Genomic DNA, 17,559 nt, shown 5'->3' with positions numbered 1-17,559 from the left:
AATGATACATCTGAAAAAACAAAAATATTTAGCACTGGTCATCTCGCTTTCACTTTACGCATGTGATTCATTTGTCGAGGTGGATCTTCCGAAATCTCAATTGACAAATACCGCCGTCTTTGAAAATAATGAAACGGCAACCGCCGCCTTGATGAATATCTACGCCTCAATGCGCGATACGGGCATACTTACAGGAAGCAGCAGCGGGATTTCCAATACATTGGGAAATTACACTGATGAACTGACCGCGTATGGAAATCCCACAAATACCAGCATTCCATTTTACAATAATGCATTGCTTCCCACATCATCCATTGTTTCTGGTTACTGGAATACCACCTACAATCAGATATATTCGGCAAATTCAATTATTGAAGGCGTTGAAAACAGCAAAAACCTATCTGCAGAAACAAAGAACGAGCTTATAGGAGAGGCTTTATTTTTAAGGGCATTGCTGCATTTTTATCTGACTGGACTGTATGGGGATATACCCTATATAAAAACTACAGATTATAATCAAAACAGCACCGTTGGCAAAACTGCGATAAACGTTGTCTTTGAAAATATAATTGCAGATTTAAACAAGTCTGCTTTGCTGTTGCCGGACTCGTACAGCAGCACCGAACGCGTTCGCCCAAATAAGCTTGCCTGCAGGGCACTGCTCTCTCGCGTGTATCTTTTTAACAGTGATTTTGCAGAAGCTGCAAATGAAGCCTCGGCGGTGCTGAACCAGACAGACCTTTATTCCCTGCAGGGCGATCTAGGTAAAGTTTTTCTTATCGGCTCCAAAGAGACTATCTGGCAGCTGCAGTCGTCGGCCGCAGGCCAGAATACCAAGGAGGCCGCAACATTTATCTTTACTGCTGGACCGCCAAGCTCAATTTCATTAAGTGCAGGGCTGGTAAGTTCATTCTCCGCAGGGGATCTCAGAAAAACACAATGGATCAAATCAATCACAAAAGGAACCCAGACATGGTATCATGCATTCAAATACAAGGAACAGATCGTGACCCCGGCTTCAAAGGAGTATTCAATCGTTTTTCGACTCTCTGAACAATATCTGAACCGCTCGGAAGCCAGGGCACAGCAGGGCGACCTTATTGGAGCCAAGGAAGATCTGAATAAAGTCAGAAATCGAGCCGGTCTGGCAAAAACTGTCGCCGAATCAAAACAAGAGATTCTAAATGCTGTCCTGCTAGAAAGAAAATGGGAGTTTTTTACCGAGCAGGGAATGCGATTCTTTGACCTCAAGAGGTTCAACGCTCTGGATCAGTCCCTGACGGGAATAAAGCCTGGATGGACTGCCACAGATCGTTTATTTCCGATTCCGCAAAATGAGTTAAGCACAAATCCAAATCTAAAACCTCAGAATCCAGGATATTAAATCATGCATCATGTTCGATAAAAATAAAATATACCTTTTTAAGATTGTTTTTTTTAGGGCATTGTCTCTAGTTTTATTATTTATTTTGCCATTAGTAGCCTGTCCCGTATCGGGACAGGTAGTGCAAAAAAAGAACCTCCGCCCGTCAGATTATTCACTGTGGGGCCAGCTTCTTATTGATAAGGTATCACCTGATGAAAAATGGGTGAGTTATAAAATGGAGTACCCTAACGGAAAAGACACCTTGTTTCTTCGAAATGCAAGAAATCTTAAGACATTCTCATTTTCTTCAGGAGCAAATTCGCTTTTCACAAAAGATAATTTTTTCATCGTCCGCAGGGATAAAGAACTGGAAATCATTGATCCTCAAACTGGAAAAAAAGAAAGCATTTTCGGAGCGGACAACTACATTTATTCAGACCAGGCCAATCTATTGCTGATAAGCATCAGGGAAGAAAACAATGCATACAGATTGGAAATCAAAATACCGCTGGGCAGGACCCTTCTTGAAGTTCACGACATAGGACATTTTTCACTCAGTCCAGACGGCAGCAAAATCATCTACGCCGTCCACTCCAATGGCAAAAATTCTGTATTCTTGGCCGATGCTGCGAAAATAAGCACATCAAAATGGCTTTCAAATTCGAGCGATTTAAAATATGAAAGTTTCTCATGGCAAAAGGATGCCAAGGCAGTAGCCTTTTATGGCAAATCAAAAAATGGAAAAATCAGCTCCATATTTCTTTATACCCTGGCTGATGGCAAATTGATTGAATTTGACCCCGGCAAGCAATCCTCCTTCCCTGCAGATTTTTCGATTTCGGATGAAGCGCTGAATCCAATCATCATTTCCGACAATCTGGAGAAAGTTTTTTTTACCATAAGAGGGAATAAAAAAACCGAGCCAGACAATGAAGGGTCCAATGTTGAAATTTGGAATGCAAACGACAAATGGGTCTACACCCAGGAACAGTCATATGGCAAATTTGAGACAGGCAAAAAAAGATGCTTTTGGCAGACAGATCTGGGAAATTTCACGCAGATTACAAGTCCGGAACTGCCTCATGTAATGCTTACCCGCGATCATCAATATGCAGTCTTGTCCAACCCTAAACAGTACGAGCCCCAATTTGAGGAATCTGCCGGGCCAAGAGATTATTATATCCTGAATCTTCAGACTAACGAAAAATCCGCATTCCTGATAAAACAGCAGTCCAACCTGCAGGGGATGTATAGTTCGCCAACTGGCCGGTACATTTCATATTTCAGGGACATGAATTGGTGGATTTATGATCTGGTACGCAAAACTCATACAAACATCACCTCAAAGATTGGAGTGTCTTTTTATGGAAAAGTCAATCTGCTCGCCGCGGATTATGCTTATGGAAATCCCGGGTGGACGACCGATGAGAATGAAATACTGCTATATGACCAGTTTGACCTCTGGGCAGTTAGGGTTGATGGAAGCGCATCGAGAAGGCTCACCAAAGGACGGGAATCAAAAATCAGGTTCCGCCTTCAGCTCAGATCCTATAATAGTTCCAGTTCTAAAAACAGCGTTTACGATTACCCTTTGAATGGAAGGTTCGATCTAAACGATGAGCTGTTTTTGCGCGCAGTCGGAGATGACGGAAAAACAGGCTGTTTCAGCTGGAGAAAAGATAAAGGGGTAAAGCCGATCATATATGGTGATTCCCTTATTGACGATATAAGCTTTGGAAACAAAAAACAGAATATTTTCTGTATTGAGCAGAGATTTGATCTGCCTCCTCAGCTCATATTTAAAGAAAAATCAGCACAATTGAAAACCATCTTCAAGAGTAATCCGCATGCCAGCAAATACAATTGGGGAAAAAGTGAACTTGTTCGTTTTCAGAATTCCAAAAAGCAGGATTTAAAGGGCATTTTATATTATCCTGCCAATTATGATCCTGCAAAGAAATACCCGATGATTGTGCACATCTATGAAATACAGTCCTTCGACCTTCATCGGTACAGCAATCCTACTTTTTCTGTTGAATCGGGATATAATCCAACTCTCTTTGCCTGCGAAGGATATTTCGTTTTCAGCCCGGATATCATTCATGAAAAAGGAAGTGTTGGTCCATCAACATTGGATTGCGTGCTTTCGGGAACAAATAAAATAATCGATATGGATATTATCGATCCTAAAAAAATTGGAATAATGGGCCATTCTTTCGGCGGATATGAAACTGTTTTCATCATCAATCATACCGACATGTTTGCTACAGCCATAGGCAGTGGCGCTATTGTGGATCTAACCAGAAGATTCCTTACCCTTGGAGCAAACACAAGAAAACCTGAAATGTGGAGATTTGGCAGCGGAGGCTGGCGCTTGGGGACAAAAACACCATTCTCTGAAAGGCCTGATTTTGACCGAAATTCTCCCTTGGAATCTATTGAGAATCTTCAGGTTCCTCTACTGATGTGGTGCGGAAAAGAAGACACTCAGGTAGACCCTTTTCAGAGCATGGAGTACTATTTGGCACTGCGAAGATTGGGCAAAAAATGTATTTTTTTGCAGTATCCGAAAGAAGGGCATACGCTTTTGGATCCTATAAACCAGAAGGATCTCTGCACCCGCATTCTGCAGTGGTACAGCTACTATCTCAAAGATGAAAAAAATGCGGAGTGGATTGCCAAAGGTACAATTTAGCACACGCCGATCTTCATAAATCAATAATGCCGTTTGGAATCCAAACGGCATTTTAAAATTGGTTATTTAGTTATCAGGTTTCCAAAGTTTTACAACACATCTATCATCCTCATCCTTTCCAAATGCCTGCGGCCCGCTCAAACCGCCAATACGGCAAACGTAGTCAGTTTCCTGGGTATCACAGCTTGTCTTGCTGTCGCTGCACCCACCCTGAGGATTCAGCGCATAACCATCTTCAGGAATTAAGTCCTTAGGGGCTTTCTGCATTGATGTGGTTACAAAAGCTCCTGAAATGCCCAATGTTACAACTGCAAAAGGAATAACATTTTTTAAAAATTCCGTTTTCATAATAATAAATATTAAATTAAACATTGACCTACTTTTTTCTACAGGTTTTCGATCTTTTTTCCTGATACTGGCCGGTATATCTTCATTGCTGATCCACAGCCGGAGCAGCAAGTTTCATTTCTCTTTTAAGCGTTGATTTCAGGTCATATATCACTATGTCCCTGCCAATGATGGCGTATAGATAAGAAGAAGTCACCACAAAGGATTTTAGCTTCTCCTTGCCTATGCCGTAAATCGGAAAACTCATAAGATAGGCATTCCTGTTTATGTCATAAACGTCTATAATGAAACCCTGGTCCCATAATTTGCCGCTTTCATATCTGCCCTTTATTTTTGAATGTATAAAAAGCAGATTTCGGAAGACTGCAGCGTTTGAATTTACAATCAAAGGCGGTGCTGACATTTTTCTGACTGTTCCGTTTTCCAGGTTTGAAACTTTTATTTTCGCTTTGCTTATGGTGTCAATGGTGTGCCCTCTGTAGTTAATATTCCCTTTTTTATCGGCAACGATAAATTCGTTCCTATAAAAATAGACATACACAATTTTATCCGTTTGTACGTCATATAGCAGCTTTCCGTCGGTATCGAAAATACCATCAATCTGTTTTTGCAAAAAAGAATTCCTGTATGTAATCTTTTGTACGTTTTCCTTTTGGTACAAACCAATGATATTGTCCTGATTCTTTGCATTATTGGATCGGAAAACGACCGTATTGCCGTCAAATGGTTCGGCCAGGTCAAAGTATGGCAGCCCTCTGAATTCAGTGCGGATTTTCCAATCCGAAGTGCTTCCTCTGAATATTATTGGTACGCTGCCATCCTTAAGGAAAAAATACGGACCATCAACATTTATCTTGACTCTGGTGAATGGAATATCTTTAGGATCAAAAATGATCTTTTCATTTCGCGGATTGTTGAGTTCTGCATCAAATGATAAAAGCTCAAGCGGTGCTGTAACATTTCCAAGGTATAAGCGCCCCTTGGCAAAGCCGGCAAAATAGTAGGAATTGAATTTAAGGTCCTTCTGATCAAGAGGAGTCGCGGCATGATTTGGATAGCGTCTGATAAATGGATTCTCATAACGCATTATACCGTCTGACCATAAAAATAGTACTATGATAGTTGCTGCGCTAAGTAGCAGGCAGCCCAAAATCTTGATCTGGATGGAGCACTTGCGGGGCCATAGCCTGTCCTCAAAATATGCCCTTTGAAGCAGTATGGCTAAAATCGCCAATAATACAAATGCAATGTTAAATATCAGATGCGCATTCCAGCTCATTTTCTCCAATATCCCGCCACATGAACACGGTACAAAGGAACTGTAATGAAGTACTATATAAATATAAACCGTAAACATGGACATAAGGCTTAACGAAGCAAGCAGTGCTGGATTTCTGAATTTTGGAATCAGCAGCATCAAAGCAATTATTAGCTCAGAAAGCGGCACTGTCCAGGATATCCATCCGGCAAATGCACTTAAGAGCGGTGACTGTCCTACCTGTACCTGAAAATTTTCAAAGTCAAATAATTTGCTCGCTGCAGCATACACAAACAGCAAAACATATAGAAGACAAATTATCTGTACAATAACACTTTTTGCATTGGCTTTCGAATTCATGATCTTAATTTTTCAATTAAAAAATAACCTGGATTTTATTTGGATAGGCATAAAAATCTTATACAAAAGTAGTTGGGATATTTCTGACAGATACTATGAAAATCAAGCTAAAAGTTTTGAAAATCAGGCAATTTTATGCCAGTGGCCATAATGAAAATATGCCTGCAGATCTGCAGGCATATAAAAAGGAGTTTTTGTTTGATACTAGACTCTGATTTTAGGCTTTGATTGACTCCCCGATTGCGGAAAGTTTCTGGTTCAGCTCGACCAGGCCTGCCTTCTCCAGAAAGTCCTGCGCTATGTTTTTCAGATCAGAAAGCCCTTCTTCGGAAATATTCCCCAGCAGGCTTCCAGAGTCTTTTTCCAGCAGCAGCCCATGTTCAATCATGCAGCTTAACAGCAGCACGTTTTTTCTTGAAATTTTCAAATCAATCCTCACCGGCTCGCTCATGCCAGGACTGCTCAAAACAGTGTCAAAAACCTTGGCAACATCATTTTTTGTAATCATAATTTCAATGTTTTAAATTAATAAATCAAAGGATAAAGTTAAGGATGCGCCGGCAGATCATCATAAGTAAAATTTACGCATGATGCTCTGGATCCGATGCCCTTGCGTAAATTCGTATGAGGAAAAAAACGGGTTGCGAAAAATGGGAAATCTGCAAAGGCGCATAGATCTTCAAAAGTCCTTTTTTTGCCCTATTTCAGGTCGTGAAATCTTAAAATAAGCTCAAGGATTGCCTCGTTCCTGCAATCGGCCAGATGTCCGGTTGTATCACAACCGATATCTGGCTGCCATTTGGCTCGAAACTCGCCGGCAGAGAATTCTCCAGATAGAAATTCGATCAGTTAATGAAAAAGGAGATAAAATGAAAAAGGAAGATACGAACCGAACCAAATGGATTCATCTGCGGCTGACCCCGTCAGAGATGAATCTTCTAAGAAGCAGATTTGAAAAATCAATCTGTCCAAAGCTGAGTGATTTTGCAAGAAAAAATCTTCTTGAAAAACCCGTTGTCTTAAAATACCGGAACCAGTCCATTGATGATTTTATTGCTGAGATAAACCGCCTCCGCAATGATCTAAATGCTGTGGGCAGCAACTACAATCAGGCCGTCAGAAAACTGCACTCCCTGCAGCATGTCCCTGATTTCAAAAACTGGATATTGTCATATGAGGAAGATAAAAAAATGCTTTTCGAATCTATTGAAAAAATAAAAATCTGTGTATTTAAAATGGCTGAAAAATGGTTGCAGTAATAAAAACAGGACGATCTATGCGCCGCATTTTCCATTACAATGAGAACAAGGTTTCCACGGGTGATGCCCTATGCATCGGCCAGGGAAATTATCCTGCAGATCATGACCAGCTCAGCAGTGCCTTAAAGATAAATCTGCTGCTTCGGCAATTGGAGCTAAATGAAAATGTAAAGCGGGGAAGCGTGCATATTTCCCTGAATTTCCATCCTTCAGAAAAAGATCTGACCGCTGAAAAATTAATGAGAATCGCATCTGAATATATGGCTGGAATCGGTTTCGAAGGCCAGCCTTATCTTGTCTATCAGCATCATGATGCCGCACATCCGCATATTCACATAATATCGATTAAAGTAGGACCTGACGGCAAAAGGATCGACATGCAGAATATCGGACGCAACCAGTCCGAAGCGGTCCGAAAAAAGATAGAACAGGATTTTATTCTCATCAAAGCGCAAGGCAGGGAAAAACAGATTGCCGAGAATCTGCTGCCTATTGGTGCACAGGCTGTAAAATATGGAAAAATCCAGTCTAAAAAAGCTATTTCGCAAGTGTTGGATTTTGTAATCAACACCTATCAGTACAAGAGCCTGCCGCAGCTGAATGCTGTTCTTAATCTCTATAATGTAAAGGCCGACAATGGCTCTGAGAATTCCCGCATTTTAAAAAACGGAGGGCTTGTCTACCGCATACTTGATGCTGATGGGATGCCGATCGGCGTTCCTATCAAAGCAAGTGATTTCCACAACCGTCCGACGCTTGGATTTCTGGAGAAAAAATTCCAGGAAAACATCCTTGAAAATCCCAGACCGGGAATCAGGATAAAGAATGCTGTCCGTACTGTGCTGCGCTCTGATAAGCCCTCTATAAATGAACTATCTCAAGCTTTGGAGCAGCAGGGAATTGCAATGGTTAAAAGATTTGCGCAAAATGGAACTTTGTATGGACTTACCTATGTGGACCATGTCTCGAGACAGGTCTGCAACGGCAGTGAGCTTGGAAAAGAATTCTCGGCTGCAGCTATAGTGCAGTGCTGCAGAAAGGAAGAAACAGAAGCCTATAATGCTATTTTTTCCGACCGGGCCAAGCTTCCCAAACCTATAACGGCAATAATGGAACTGCAGGACTCTCTGGCCTTGAAAAAACAATCGATCCCTTTGTTGGAAGAACTGATCACCAAACTTTTTGAAAGGGAGTTTCCAGGCAGCAATCCTGGGACAGATTTTAAAAGGAAAAAGAAAAAAAGGAAAAGAAAAGGCCTTTCAAATAATTGACAACACTTAAAAAACAACAGTTATGCAGACAGGAGAAAATGAACAGGCACTGCGAAAAATTTTAGACATGACAAGGCTGATCAGCATACTGCTGCTGGCTCTGCATTTTTATTATTACGGCTACAGCTTTTTTGAGCAATTGGATTTCAGATCTAAATTCAGCGATAGGATTCTGGAGAATATTTTTAAGGCAGGACTCTTCAGTCATTTTCAAAAATCCAAGCTCCTGGCGCTCCTATTTGTTTTCATTTCACTTTTAGGAGCACGGGGACGAAAAAATGAAAAACTGAAAACTAAAACAGCATTATATTTTGTGTTTTCTGGACTGCTGTTTTATTTTGGCAGCGGGTTCATTTTATGGCTTGAATTTGATTATGCATTCGCATTTTATATCCTTATTGCATCACTGGGCTTTCTGCTGATAATCACCGGCGGAACGCTTCTTACCAGAATCATCAGCAGGTCCTTATCGGGCAAGGACATTTTCAATAAGGAAAATGAGACATTTCCGCAGGAGGAAAGACTTTTACAGAATGAGTATTCCATCAATCTCCCGGCGCAGTATCGACTCAAGGACAAAGTCCGAAAAAGCTGGATCAACATTATAAACCCGTTTCGCGGGCTGCTGGTATGCGGATCTCCCGGATCAGGCAAATCCTATTTTGTAATACGCCACATCATAACCCAGCATATCTCGAAAGGTTTTACAATGTTTGTCTATGATTTCAAATTTGATGACCTCACTAAAATAACCTATAATGCGTATCTGAAATACAGGCATATCTATCGCGTAGAGCCACAGTTTTTTGTCATCAATTTTGACGACCTCAACCGCTCCCACAGATGCAACCCGCTGGAACCTTCATCCATGACAGACATTACTGATGCAGCTGAATCGGCGCGCACTATCCTTTTGGGGCTTAATCGCGAATGGATCAAAAAACAGGGAGACTTTTTTGTAGAATCGCCCATCAATTTTTTGACTGCCGTTATATGGTACCTGAAAAAATACAATAATGGAGAATACTGCACCCTGCCTCATGTAATTGAGCTCATGCAGCTCGAATACCATAACCTCTTTACCCTGCTGCGATGTGAAAAAGAAATTGAAGTTTTGATCAATCCATTTGTCAGCGCCTACCTCAACGAAGCAAATGAGCAATTGGAGGGGCAGATTGCATCGGCTAAAATTGCCATGTCAAGGCTTTCGTCCCCTCAGCTCTACTATGTATTGTCGGGCAATGATTTTAATCTCGACATCAATAATCCGTTGAAGCCGAAAATAATCTGTATGGGAAACAACCCGCAAAAAATACAGACATACGGAGCTGTGCTCTCGCTTTATATCAACCGCCTCATTAAGCAGGTCAACCAGAAGGACAAACTCAAAAGCAGTCTGATTTTTGACGAATTTCCAACCGTCTACCTCAACAATATCGACAGTCTGATCGCCACTGCCCGCAGCAATAAAGTGGCCACCAGTCTTGGTATACAGGACCTGAGCCAGCTTAAGAAAGATTATGGGCGCGAACTTGCTGATGTGATAATGAACATCACGGGAAATATTATTTCCGGACAGGTTTCCGGCGACACTGCCAAGCAGCTTTCAGAACGCTTTGGCAGAATTATGCAGGACCGTGAAAGCCTTTCCATCAACAGCTCAGATACCTCAATCAGCCGCTCTCGCCAGCTTGAATCAGCAGTTCCTGCCTCAAAGATTTCCTGTCTCAGTTCAGGTGAATTTGTAGGTATGACCGCCGACAATCCCGATTGCCGGATTGAACTGAAAACATTCCACTCAGAAATCCTGAACGACCATAAATCACTGCAAAAAGAAACAGAAAACTACAAGGATTTTCCAGCTGTCCGGACTTTGAACAGTACCATGGTGGAGAGAATGTATGGGCAGGTTAAAAATGATATTCAGGAACTTGCAGAATCTGAAATCAATGCAATTTCTGAAGACCACAGCCGCCTGCACCTGATTTTGAAAAAAAAGTAAAAAAGTTGGTAGTTTTCTCCATTTTCGGCAGTGGAACTGCATCCTTCCAGAAAACCTTCACAAGATAAAACTGGAAGTTTATTTTTTTATTGATTTCATTTAAAATATAAATCGATGGCCTTTAGGCTGGTAACGATTATGGGGTAAAACGTCCTCGGATTTTAAGCTTCAAAATCATCCCCAGGCTTGCCGCACTTGGACTTTTTGCTTAATTTTGCCGTATGACTCCCGATGAAATAAAACGCTATTTTGAGGCCTCTCCTCCTCCCAAGGAAGTGGATTGGAAACCATGGGCAAAGATCACCGATTCGCAGGTTTTTCTCAAAAGCTGCTATTCGACTATTGGGAATTTTAAGGGAAGTCTTGATATGTGCCCGGCATGGTGGCATCTAAAGGATTTTTATATGCTTGTCAAACGAAGCCATCAGGAAACCAAAAGCGAAAATCAATCCGAATAAACGCGCTGTATTATTGCTGCTACTGGCACGTAATTACAATTCCAGCCTAATTAATTTTACTTACTTGCAGGGTTATATTCCTTTGATGCCGCCTCTAACAGGCGGTTCAAATGCACATAGTATTGCACTGGAAATAATTCTTTTATTTTCATTATCCCCTGCCTTAACTAAATTCTTATTCAAGACCTTCTGCAGCGCTTTTGAAAATTATTTTTCCTGTCATTTGATCCCAGGATTCAATCCGCCGTAAATTCTGAATAAACCTAAAAACATCAATTTTTGGATATTTTGGAAGCACCAATAAAATAAGCTATTTTTATTTTTGTTATTATTTAGAACATTTTATTTTTAAAAAATGTTACTATCTGTACTAATTTTGACCCGTATAAAAGAAATGATTATGAGCCGGGCAATTGTACATATTGACATGAATACTTTTTTTGTTTCCTGCGAAAGGCTTACCAACTCTGAGCTCAACGGGATTCCCTTGATAATAGGCGGAGGCGATAGAGGCGTAGTGGCTTCCTGCTCCTATGAAGCGCGTCGATTTGGCGTGCGTTCAGCCATGCCGATACACATGGCAATGAAGCTCTGCCCCCAGGCCAAGATTATGAAAGGCGATATGGAATTATACTCGCGGCTTTCCCATGACATCACCGAAATTATTCAGGAGAAAGCTCCGGTAGTCGAAAAAGCGAGCATAGATGAATTTTATCTTGATATTACGGGAATGGATAAATTCTACGGCAGCTATAAATGGACAGACGAGCTCGCCAGCCGCATCACAAAGGAAACGGGCCTGCCCCTCACCTTTGCGCTTTCCATCAATAAGACCGTTTCTAAAATCGGAACCGGTGAAGGAAAACAGAAACAGAATCTCGAAATACCCGAACATCTTGTGCAGTCATTTTTAAACCCGCTCTCCATCCGAAAAATTCCGATGGTGGGCGAGAAAACATTCCAGCTGCTCTCGCGCATCGGAATCCGCACCATCCGGACGCTTTCTGAAATGCCGGCCGAATCATTGCAGCAGATGATTGGCAAAAACGGCACCGAACTTTGGAAAAAAGCCAATGGGATCGACAACACTCCCGTTGAGCCTTATACGGAAAGAAAATCAATTTCAACCGAACATACCTTTTCACAGGACACTATTGATGTATTGAAATTAAATAGGATCCTGCAGGGCATGGTGGAAAAGCTGGCCTACCAGCTGCGTGCAGAGCAGTGGCTCGCATCAACTGTGACTGTCAAGATAAGGTATGCCAATTTTGATACAGAAACCAAACAGTCCAGGGTACAGTACACCTCTGCCGATCATATTCTTACCCAGACTGTGACGGACCTCTTTGCCAAACTCTATCAGCGCAGAATGAGGCTGCGGCTTGTCGGAATCCGTTTCAGCGGTCTGGTCAGGGGAACCTATCAGATTGACCTTTTCAATGACACCGAAGAAATGCTTGCCCTATATCAGGCAATGGACAGAATGAAGAGCCGTTACGGATTTGATGCCGTGATGAGATGCGCCGGCGCCTCTTTTAAACCCAATAATAAAGACGAAATTTTAAAACGTAAAAAATAAATCATGTTTCTCAACTGCCACTCTTTTCATTCCCTTCGCTACGGCACTATTCCGCTGGATGATCTGATAAAGCAGGCATCGGCAAGCGGAGCCACGGCAGCAGCGCTGACTGATATCAACACCGTAACCGGCATTTATGATTTTATAAAAGGATGCGAAGGCTTAGGCATAAAACCGCTGGTCGGAATCGAGTTTCGTTCGGAGCATAAATTCCGCTACATCGGCCTGGCCAAAAATGCTGCAGGACTCGCGCAGATGAACCGCTTTCTGACCGATCATAATTTCAGCGGCGCTCCCCTGCCTGAAAAGGCTCCCGCTATTGAAGCGGCTTATTTTATATACACTCTGGAAAATGCACCTGCGGATCTCAGCGAAAATGAATTTATCGGCATTCAGCCTGACCAGCTCGGCAGGCTTTTCATGCCTGGACTTAAAAAAAAGATTTCCAAAATGGTTGTCCTCCAGCCGGTGGTATTCCGAACCAAAAGGGAATACAATCTTCACAGAATTCTGCGCGCCGTTGACCTCAATGAGCTTTTGTCCAAACTCGGGCAAGATGACTGCTGCAGGAAAACTGACATGATGATCCCCCAGGCTGAACTTGTCAATTTATATAAAGACTATCCCCAGATCATCCGTAATACTGAGGACATTATTGAACGCTGCAATTTTAAATATGATTTTGAAAGCCCGAAAAACAAAAAGCACTACACCAAAAATAAAAAAGGAGACATAGCCCTTCTTACCACTCTTGCCGAGGAAGGTCTTGCATGGCGTTACGGACGCCATAATGACCAGGCAAAAGCACGTGTGGAGAAGGAACTGAAAGTCATCAACGACCTGGAATTCAGCGGCTACTTCCTTATCACATGGGATATCATACGCTACAGCAACAGCCGGGGCTTCCTTCATATAGGCAGGGGCTCGGGCGCCAACAGCATAATTGCCTACTGTCTGGGAATAACGGACATCTGTCCTTTGGAGCTTGACCTGTATTTCGAGCGGTTCCTGAATGAAAACCGCAAGAGCCCGCCCGATTTCGATATCGACTGGTCGTGGAAGGAAAGGGATGTTATCTTGAAATACATCTTTGACCGCTACGGTTACGAGAATGTGGCTTTCTGCGGCACTAATGTGGAATTCAAATACCGCTCGATTTTCCGCGAGGTCGGCAAGGTATTCGGACTGCCGAAAGACGAGCTGGATATGCTGGCAAAAAATCCCATGAAGCTCCAGCAGACCAACTCAATAGTCAAATTGGTTCAGGAATATGGCATGATGCTTGAGAAATATCCCAATATGCGCAGCATGCATTCCTGCGGGATTCTGATTTCTGAAGAGCCGCTGACCAACTACACGCCATTGGAAATGCCTCCAAAAGGATTCCCAATAGTCCTTTTTGATATGCATACTGCTGAAGACATCGGTTTTGATAAATTTGACATACTAAGCCAGAGAGGCATCGGACATATTGATGATACTGTAAAACTGATTGAGAAAAACAAGGGTCTGCGGATCAATATCCGCGATACAAGGCTGTCAAAAAACGAACATTCCGCAAACGTGTATCTTGCGGAAGGGAGAACAATAGGATGCTTTTATATTGAAAGCCCTGCCATGCGTGGACTGCTGCGCCGATTGAAATGTGACAATTATAAAACACTTGTGGCTGCCTCTTCCATTATCCGTCCCGGAGTGGCGCAATCAGGAATGATGAAGGAATATATTTTCCGGCACAACAACCCGTCAAAATTTGAGTATTTCCATCCGGTTTTCGAGCAGCAGCTCGGAGAAACCTACGGTATTATGGTATATCAGGAAGACGTGATCAAAATTGCCCTGCATTACGGAGGCCTTTCCGCCGCAGACGGCGACATCCTAAGACGCGCTATGTCGGGAAAAGGACGCTCAAAAGCCACACTGCAAAAAGTCAAGGACGACTTTTTTATTTCTGCCGCCGCCAAAGGGCACCCCGAAGAACTCAGCCGTGAAATCTACCGCCAGATCGAATCCTTTGCAGGCTATTCCTTCTGCAAGGCACACTCTGCATCTTACGCTGTGGAAAGCTACCAGAGCCTTTACCTGAAGGTGCACTACCCTATTGAATTCATGGTTGCCGTAATCAATAATCAGGGAGGATTCTACCGCACTGAAATCTACGTGCACGAAGCCAGAATGGCCGGAGCCAAAATTCATGCCCCTTGCGTGAACAAAAGCGAATATGAAACTGCTCTCTACGGCTTGGATATTTATCTGGGATTTATGCACCTGCAGGGCCTGGATTCCAAACTCTCGCAGTTCATTGCTTTTGAACGTGGGAGAAACGGCATTTATAAATCGCTCGAAGACTTCATTAACAGGGTTCCCATGGGCATTGAGAATGTAAAGGTTCTCGTTTTCATAGGCGCTTTCCGATTTACGGGAAAAGCCAAAAATGAGCTGCTTGTCCAGGTAAGCCTGCTGATGAATAATTTCAAGCCTGAAAACCGCGGGCTGATGCTGATCCGCGAGCCTGCCAAGGAATTCAGGCTGCCTGTTCTGGAGCGTTCGGTATTTGAGGATGCTTTTGATGAAATCGAGCTGCTGAACTTCCCCATATCGTGCTCGGTTTTTGATCTGCTCCAGACCAGGCACCGCGGGGATGTGATGGTGCGCGATCTTCTGAAATACCATAAAAGGCAGGTGCGCATGCTGGCCTACCTGATCTCGACCAAACAGGTGCCTACCAAAAAGGGCAATATGTATTTCGGTACATGGATTGACCATGAAGGGGCATATTTTGATACAGCGCATTTTCCTGACAGCCTGGCAAACAATCCATTTCAGGGAGGAGGATGCTATCTGCTTCTGGGAACCGTGGAAATTGATTACCATTTCCCGACGATCACCATTTCCAGAATGGCGAAAATGCCTTTCATCCCCGATCCGAGATATTCAGACTCTGATAAAAGATTTACGACGCAGCATAACATAAAGCAGGATGTGAGCAGCACGCACCGCAAGCCTTATCCGCAGGAGCATGAAATAAACCTGCCGCGACACAGAATGAAATTTTGAATGCTTTTTTATGTAAAATGCTAATTACGGACTAAATTTGATAGAATGCAAGAAATAGGGACACAAAAAGAATTATGATCCAAAACAGTTTTCTGCTGTTTTTTTGCCGCAGTCTTTTTTTCCTTTGCTCATTTATAAAAATAAGGTTTTCAATATGTTTTATATCAAATTGGTAGCGGGTCATTATGCTGTTTTGATGCCAAATCTAGGACACCAAAATTCAGCAGGCAGCCCTTTAAGGATTTAAGACTAACAGAATAAGGTATTTTTTTAACTTAATGCAGTTATTTATGTGTTACTATACCCAGCAGTCCGCTGCAATTGAAAATGTAAAACGGCGGTTTAATGCAGAAGTCGACAATGAGGAAACCTATCTTCAGTCAGATTTCATTAATGGATTTGCGCATCCCAATATCCCCATAATACTTGATTCATCCCCCCGCCTGATTACCACAGACTATACTTGGGGATTGATGCCGACATGGGCAAAGGATGCGGATTTTAGAAAAAACACCCTCAATGCAAGGATTGAATCCATTGATGAGAAAGCTTCCTTTAAAAATATAACACACAACAGATGCCTGATAATAGCATCGGCCTATTATGAATGGCATTGGAATGATGAAAAAGGAAAAAGCAAAGACAAATACCAGATCAATTCGCAGGACGACGAGATCTTCACTTTTGCTGGACTGTATTCCACATGGACGGATCCGGTATCTGATGAAGTTATGAACACTTATACCATGGTCACTACCAAAGCCAATGAACTGATGCGGTTTGTACACAACCATAAAATGCGCATGCCGATAATGCTTAAAAGGCAGGATGAATCTGCATGGCTTGACCAGTCTGTCAAAATTGAGGATTTTGCCTTTCCATATGAAGGAAACATTGTTGCGTTTAAAGTATAAAAAATTTGTTATGGAAGAAATTGATTATTTCAAAGGAGTTGCCGATCAGGAATTTGTTGATTACTATAAAGTTGACCTGTATTCCCGAATGGAAATTACGCTCTATACTTATCCCCATGAGTTCGTTGAGGAAGATCCCATGCCCTGGGAACATTTAAACCGATGTCAAGGAATCCTATATGAATACCTCTACAATGCCTACGAGGAGGCAAAATATCAAAGATGGAAGCAGGAAGATAATGAAGATTCAAAAATTTCAGATGACGATTTCATTCCAATTGATCCCGGCCATACCGAAATTGGGCAGCCCCCTGAAGAAAGGGCAGAGAAATATGCGGCAGAGCAGCAGCAGCGCGATGCAATCGTAAAAGCAAAAATGCAGGAGCTTATGCCGGAACTCAGCAAAGTGACCGATGCTTATCTAAAAATCGTAAAACTTAGTTTTGTGGATTTATAAAATGCCAGGCTGCCATTTTTAGGCAGGGCTTTCAAAATAGAGCAGTAAATTGTTGGATTCTATTTTTATGAAATGTTCTAGTTACTATTTTTTTTGTGACGCCAGAATTGAGATTGTCTTCTCATCATGCAGTCCGTCATAATATTTGTCCAATACTTTCTGGAATATGGGATCTGTATTCTGGAGTTGGCTGAACAGCGTCATGCAGGACTTGAGTTTTCTCGAGTCAGGTCTGCCGAAAATTTCCAAGGCCGTGTTTCCTTCTAGGGAAAAGGCTGCGTTGGTGATTTCCACCAGACGTTTTCCCAGTACTGGGTCACAGAGGTATTGTTCGGCCTCATACAGGTCTTTTATTCCGTAATACACGTTGTAGTCGGTAAATCCAAGGCCCCTGATCTGCGGAAAAACAAACCACATCCAATGGCTTAGCTTCTTTCCGTCCTTGATTTCGTCCAAGGCCTGATGGTAAAGGTCTTTTTGTGCCGATATATATCTTTCTAAGCCATCTTCCAGATTCATAGCCAGTCTCCTG

The 17,559-nt window shown here is 42.4% G+C and carries 15 protein-coding genes; 11 read left to right on the top strand and 4 right to left on the bottom strand.

Annotation, left to right across the window (positions count from 1 at the left end):
- Position 1: 1 nt before the first annotated feature.
- Both OZP10_RS14600 and OZP10_RS14595 read left to right on the top strand, forming a co-directional pair.
- On the top strand, positions 2–1,384 hold the full coding sequence (locus tag OZP10_RS14600) for a RagB/SusD family nutrient uptake outer membrane protein (protein WP_281631523.1): 1,383 nt from the start codon (positions 2–4) through the stop codon (positions 1,382–1,384).
- A 10-nt stretch (positions 1,385–1,394) separates the two neighbouring features.
- Entirely contained in the window at positions 1,395–4,061 is a 2,667-nt protein-coding gene (locus tag OZP10_RS14595; protein ID WP_281631522.1) for a S9 family peptidase, read from the top strand.
- A gap of 66 nt (positions 4,062–4,127) precedes the next feature.
- On the opposite strand, the gene OZP10_RS14590 is transcribed toward OZP10_RS14595, so the two are convergent.
- The 3 genes from OZP10_RS14590 to OZP10_RS14580 all read right to left on the bottom strand — a co-directional run bounded on the left by OZP10_RS14590 (position 4,128) and on the right by OZP10_RS14580 (position 6,535).
- Positions 4,128–4,433, bottom strand: a complete 306-nt coding sequence (locus tag OZP10_RS14590) for a hypothetical protein (protein WP_281631521.1) — start codon at positions 4,431–4,433, stop codon at positions 4,128–4,130.
- Positions 4,434–4,491: 58 nt separating this feature from the next.
- The gene (locus OZP10_RS14585) at positions 4,492–6,027 is read right to left on the bottom strand and encodes a MauE/DoxX family redox-associated membrane protein (RefSeq protein WP_281631520.1); all 1,536 of its coding nucleotides are present in this window, start codon (positions 6,025–6,027) and stop codon (positions 4,492–4,494) included.
- A gap of 217 nt (positions 6,028–6,244) precedes the next feature.
- Positions 6,245–6,535 carry a hypothetical protein gene (locus tag OZP10_RS14580; RefSeq protein WP_281631519.1) on the bottom strand — a complete coding sequence of 97 codons (291 nt, stop codon included), beginning with the start codon at positions 6,533–6,535 and terminating at the stop codon, positions 6,245–6,247.
- Between the two features lie 361 nt (positions 6,536–6,896).
- Here OZP10_RS14580 and OZP10_RS14575 point away from each other — a divergent pair, with 361 nt between their 5' ends.
- The 9 genes from OZP10_RS14575 (at position 6,897) to OZP10_RS14540 (ending at position 17,027) form a co-directional block, all read left to right on the top strand.
- Complete coding sequence (locus tag OZP10_RS14575) at positions 6,897–7,286, top strand: plasmid mobilization protein (RefSeq protein WP_281631518.1); 390 nt, start codon at positions 6,897–6,899, stop codon at positions 7,284–7,286.
- Positions 7,274–8,557 carry a relaxase/mobilization nuclease domain-containing protein gene (locus OZP10_RS14570; RefSeq protein WP_281631517.1) on the top strand — a complete coding sequence of 428 codons (1,284 nt, stop codon included), beginning with the start codon at positions 7,274–7,276 and terminating at the stop codon, positions 8,555–8,557. The genes OZP10_RS14575 and OZP10_RS14570 overlap by 13 nt, the downstream gene beginning before the upstream one ends.
- Positions 8,558–8,579: 22 nt before the next feature.
- Complete coding sequence (mobC, locus tag OZP10_RS14565; protein ID WP_281631516.1) at positions 8,580–10,559, top strand: conjugal transfer protein MobC; 1,980 nt, start codon at positions 8,580–8,582, stop codon at positions 10,557–10,559.
- Between the two features lie 221 nt (positions 10,560–10,780).
- Positions 10,781–11,017 (top strand): DUF6965 family protein, encoded by a 237-nt coding sequence (locus tag OZP10_RS22690; RefSeq protein ID WP_432419401.1) that lies wholly within the window; start codon positions 10,781–10,783, stop codon positions 11,015–11,017.
- A complete protein-coding gene (locus OZP10_RS14560) occupies positions 10,968–11,267 on the top strand; it encodes a hypothetical protein (protein ID WP_281631515.1) in 300 nt (99 codons plus the stop codon). The genes OZP10_RS22690 and OZP10_RS14560 overlap by 50 nt, the downstream gene beginning before the upstream one ends.
- 150 nt (positions 11,268–11,417) lie before the next feature.
- Positions 11,418–12,599: a DNA polymerase IV gene (gene dinB, locus OZP10_RS14555; protein WP_281634765.1), complete on the top strand. Its 1,182-nt coding sequence runs from the start codon at positions 11,418–11,420 to the stop codon at positions 12,597–12,599.
- A gap of 3 nt (positions 12,600–12,602) precedes the next feature.
- Positions 12,603–15,656 (top strand): DNA polymerase III subunit alpha, encoded by a 3,054-nt coding sequence (locus OZP10_RS14550; RefSeq protein WP_281631514.1) that lies wholly within the window; start codon positions 12,603–12,605, stop codon positions 15,654–15,656.
- 290 nt (positions 15,657–15,946) lie between these two features.
- A complete protein-coding gene (locus tag OZP10_RS14545; RefSeq protein ID WP_281631513.1) occupies positions 15,947–16,570 on the top strand; it encodes an SOS response-associated peptidase in 624 nt (207 codons plus the stop codon).
- 10 nt (positions 16,571–16,580) lie between these two features.
- Complete coding sequence (locus OZP10_RS14540; protein ID WP_281631512.1) at positions 16,581–17,027, top strand: hypothetical protein; 447 nt, start codon at positions 16,581–16,583, stop codon at positions 17,025–17,027.
- Positions 17,028–17,111: 84 nt separating this feature from the next.
- On the opposite strand, the gene OZP10_RS14535 is transcribed toward OZP10_RS14540, so the two are convergent.
- Positions 17,112–17,546 carry a DUF1810 domain-containing protein gene (locus tag OZP10_RS14535; protein ID WP_281631511.1) on the bottom strand — a complete coding sequence of 145 codons (435 nt, stop codon included), beginning with the start codon at positions 17,544–17,546 and terminating at the stop codon, positions 17,112–17,114.
- Positions 17,547–17,559 lie beyond the last annotated feature (13 nt).

The sequence above is a fragment of the Flavobacterium luteolum genome (genome assembly GCF_027111275.1).
GTDB classification, from domain to species: Bacteria; Bacteroidota; Bacteroidia; order Flavobacteriales; family Flavobacteriaceae; genus Flavobacterium; species Flavobacterium luteolum.
This window is presented reverse-complemented; position numbering and strand designations above follow the sequence as displayed.

Bases quoted from the DNA above. Each gene is read 5' to 3' on its own strand.
- OZP10_RS14600 (WP_281631523.1), top strand. From the start codon at position 2: ATGATACATCTGAAAAAACAAAAATATTTAGCACTGGTCATCTCGCTT.
- OZP10_RS14595 (WP_281631522.1), top strand. From the start codon at position 1,395: ATGTTCGATAAAAATAAAATATACCTTTTTAAGATTGTTTTTTTTAGG.
- OZP10_RS14590 (WP_281631521.1), bottom strand. From the start codon at position 4,433: ATGTTTAATTTAATATTTATTATTATGAAAACGGAATTTTTAAAAAAT.
- OZP10_RS14585 (WP_281631520.1), bottom strand. From the start codon at position 6,027: ATGAATTCGAAAGCCAATGCAAAAAGTGTTATTGTACAGATAATTTGT.
- OZP10_RS14580 (WP_281631519.1), bottom strand. From the start codon at position 6,535: ATGATTACAAAAAATGATGTTGCCAAGGTTTTTGACACTGTTTTGAGC.
- OZP10_RS14575 (WP_281631518.1), top strand. From the start codon at position 6,897: ATGAAAAAGGAAGATACGAACCGAACCAAATGGATTCATCTGCGGCTG.
- OZP10_RS14570 (WP_281631517.1), top strand. From the start codon at position 7,274: ATGGTTGCAGTAATAAAAACAGGACGATCTATGCGCCGCATTTTCCAT.
- mobC (WP_281631516.1), top strand. From the start codon at position 8,580: ATGCAGACAGGAGAAAATGAACAGGCACTGCGAAAAATTTTAGACATG.
- OZP10_RS22690 (WP_432419401.1), top strand. From the start codon at position 10,781: ATGACTCCCGATGAAATAAAACGCTATTTTGAGGCCTCTCCTCCTCCC.
- dinB (WP_281634765.1), top strand. From the start codon at position 11,418: ATGAGCCGGGCAATTGTACATATTGACATGAATACTTTTTTTGTTTCC.
- OZP10_RS14550 (WP_281631514.1), top strand. From the start codon at position 12,603: ATGTTTCTCAACTGCCACTCTTTTCATTCCCTTCGCTACGGCACTATT.
- OZP10_RS14545 (WP_281631513.1), top strand. From the start codon at position 15,947: ATGTGTTACTATACCCAGCAGTCCGCTGCAATTGAAAATGTAAAACGG.
- OZP10_RS14540 (WP_281631512.1), top strand. From the start codon at position 16,581: ATGGAAGAAATTGATTATTTCAAAGGAGTTGCCGATCAGGAATTTGTT.
- OZP10_RS14535 (WP_281631511.1), bottom strand. From the start codon at position 17,546: ATGAATCTGGAAGATGGCTTAGAAAGATATATATCGGCACAAAAAGAC.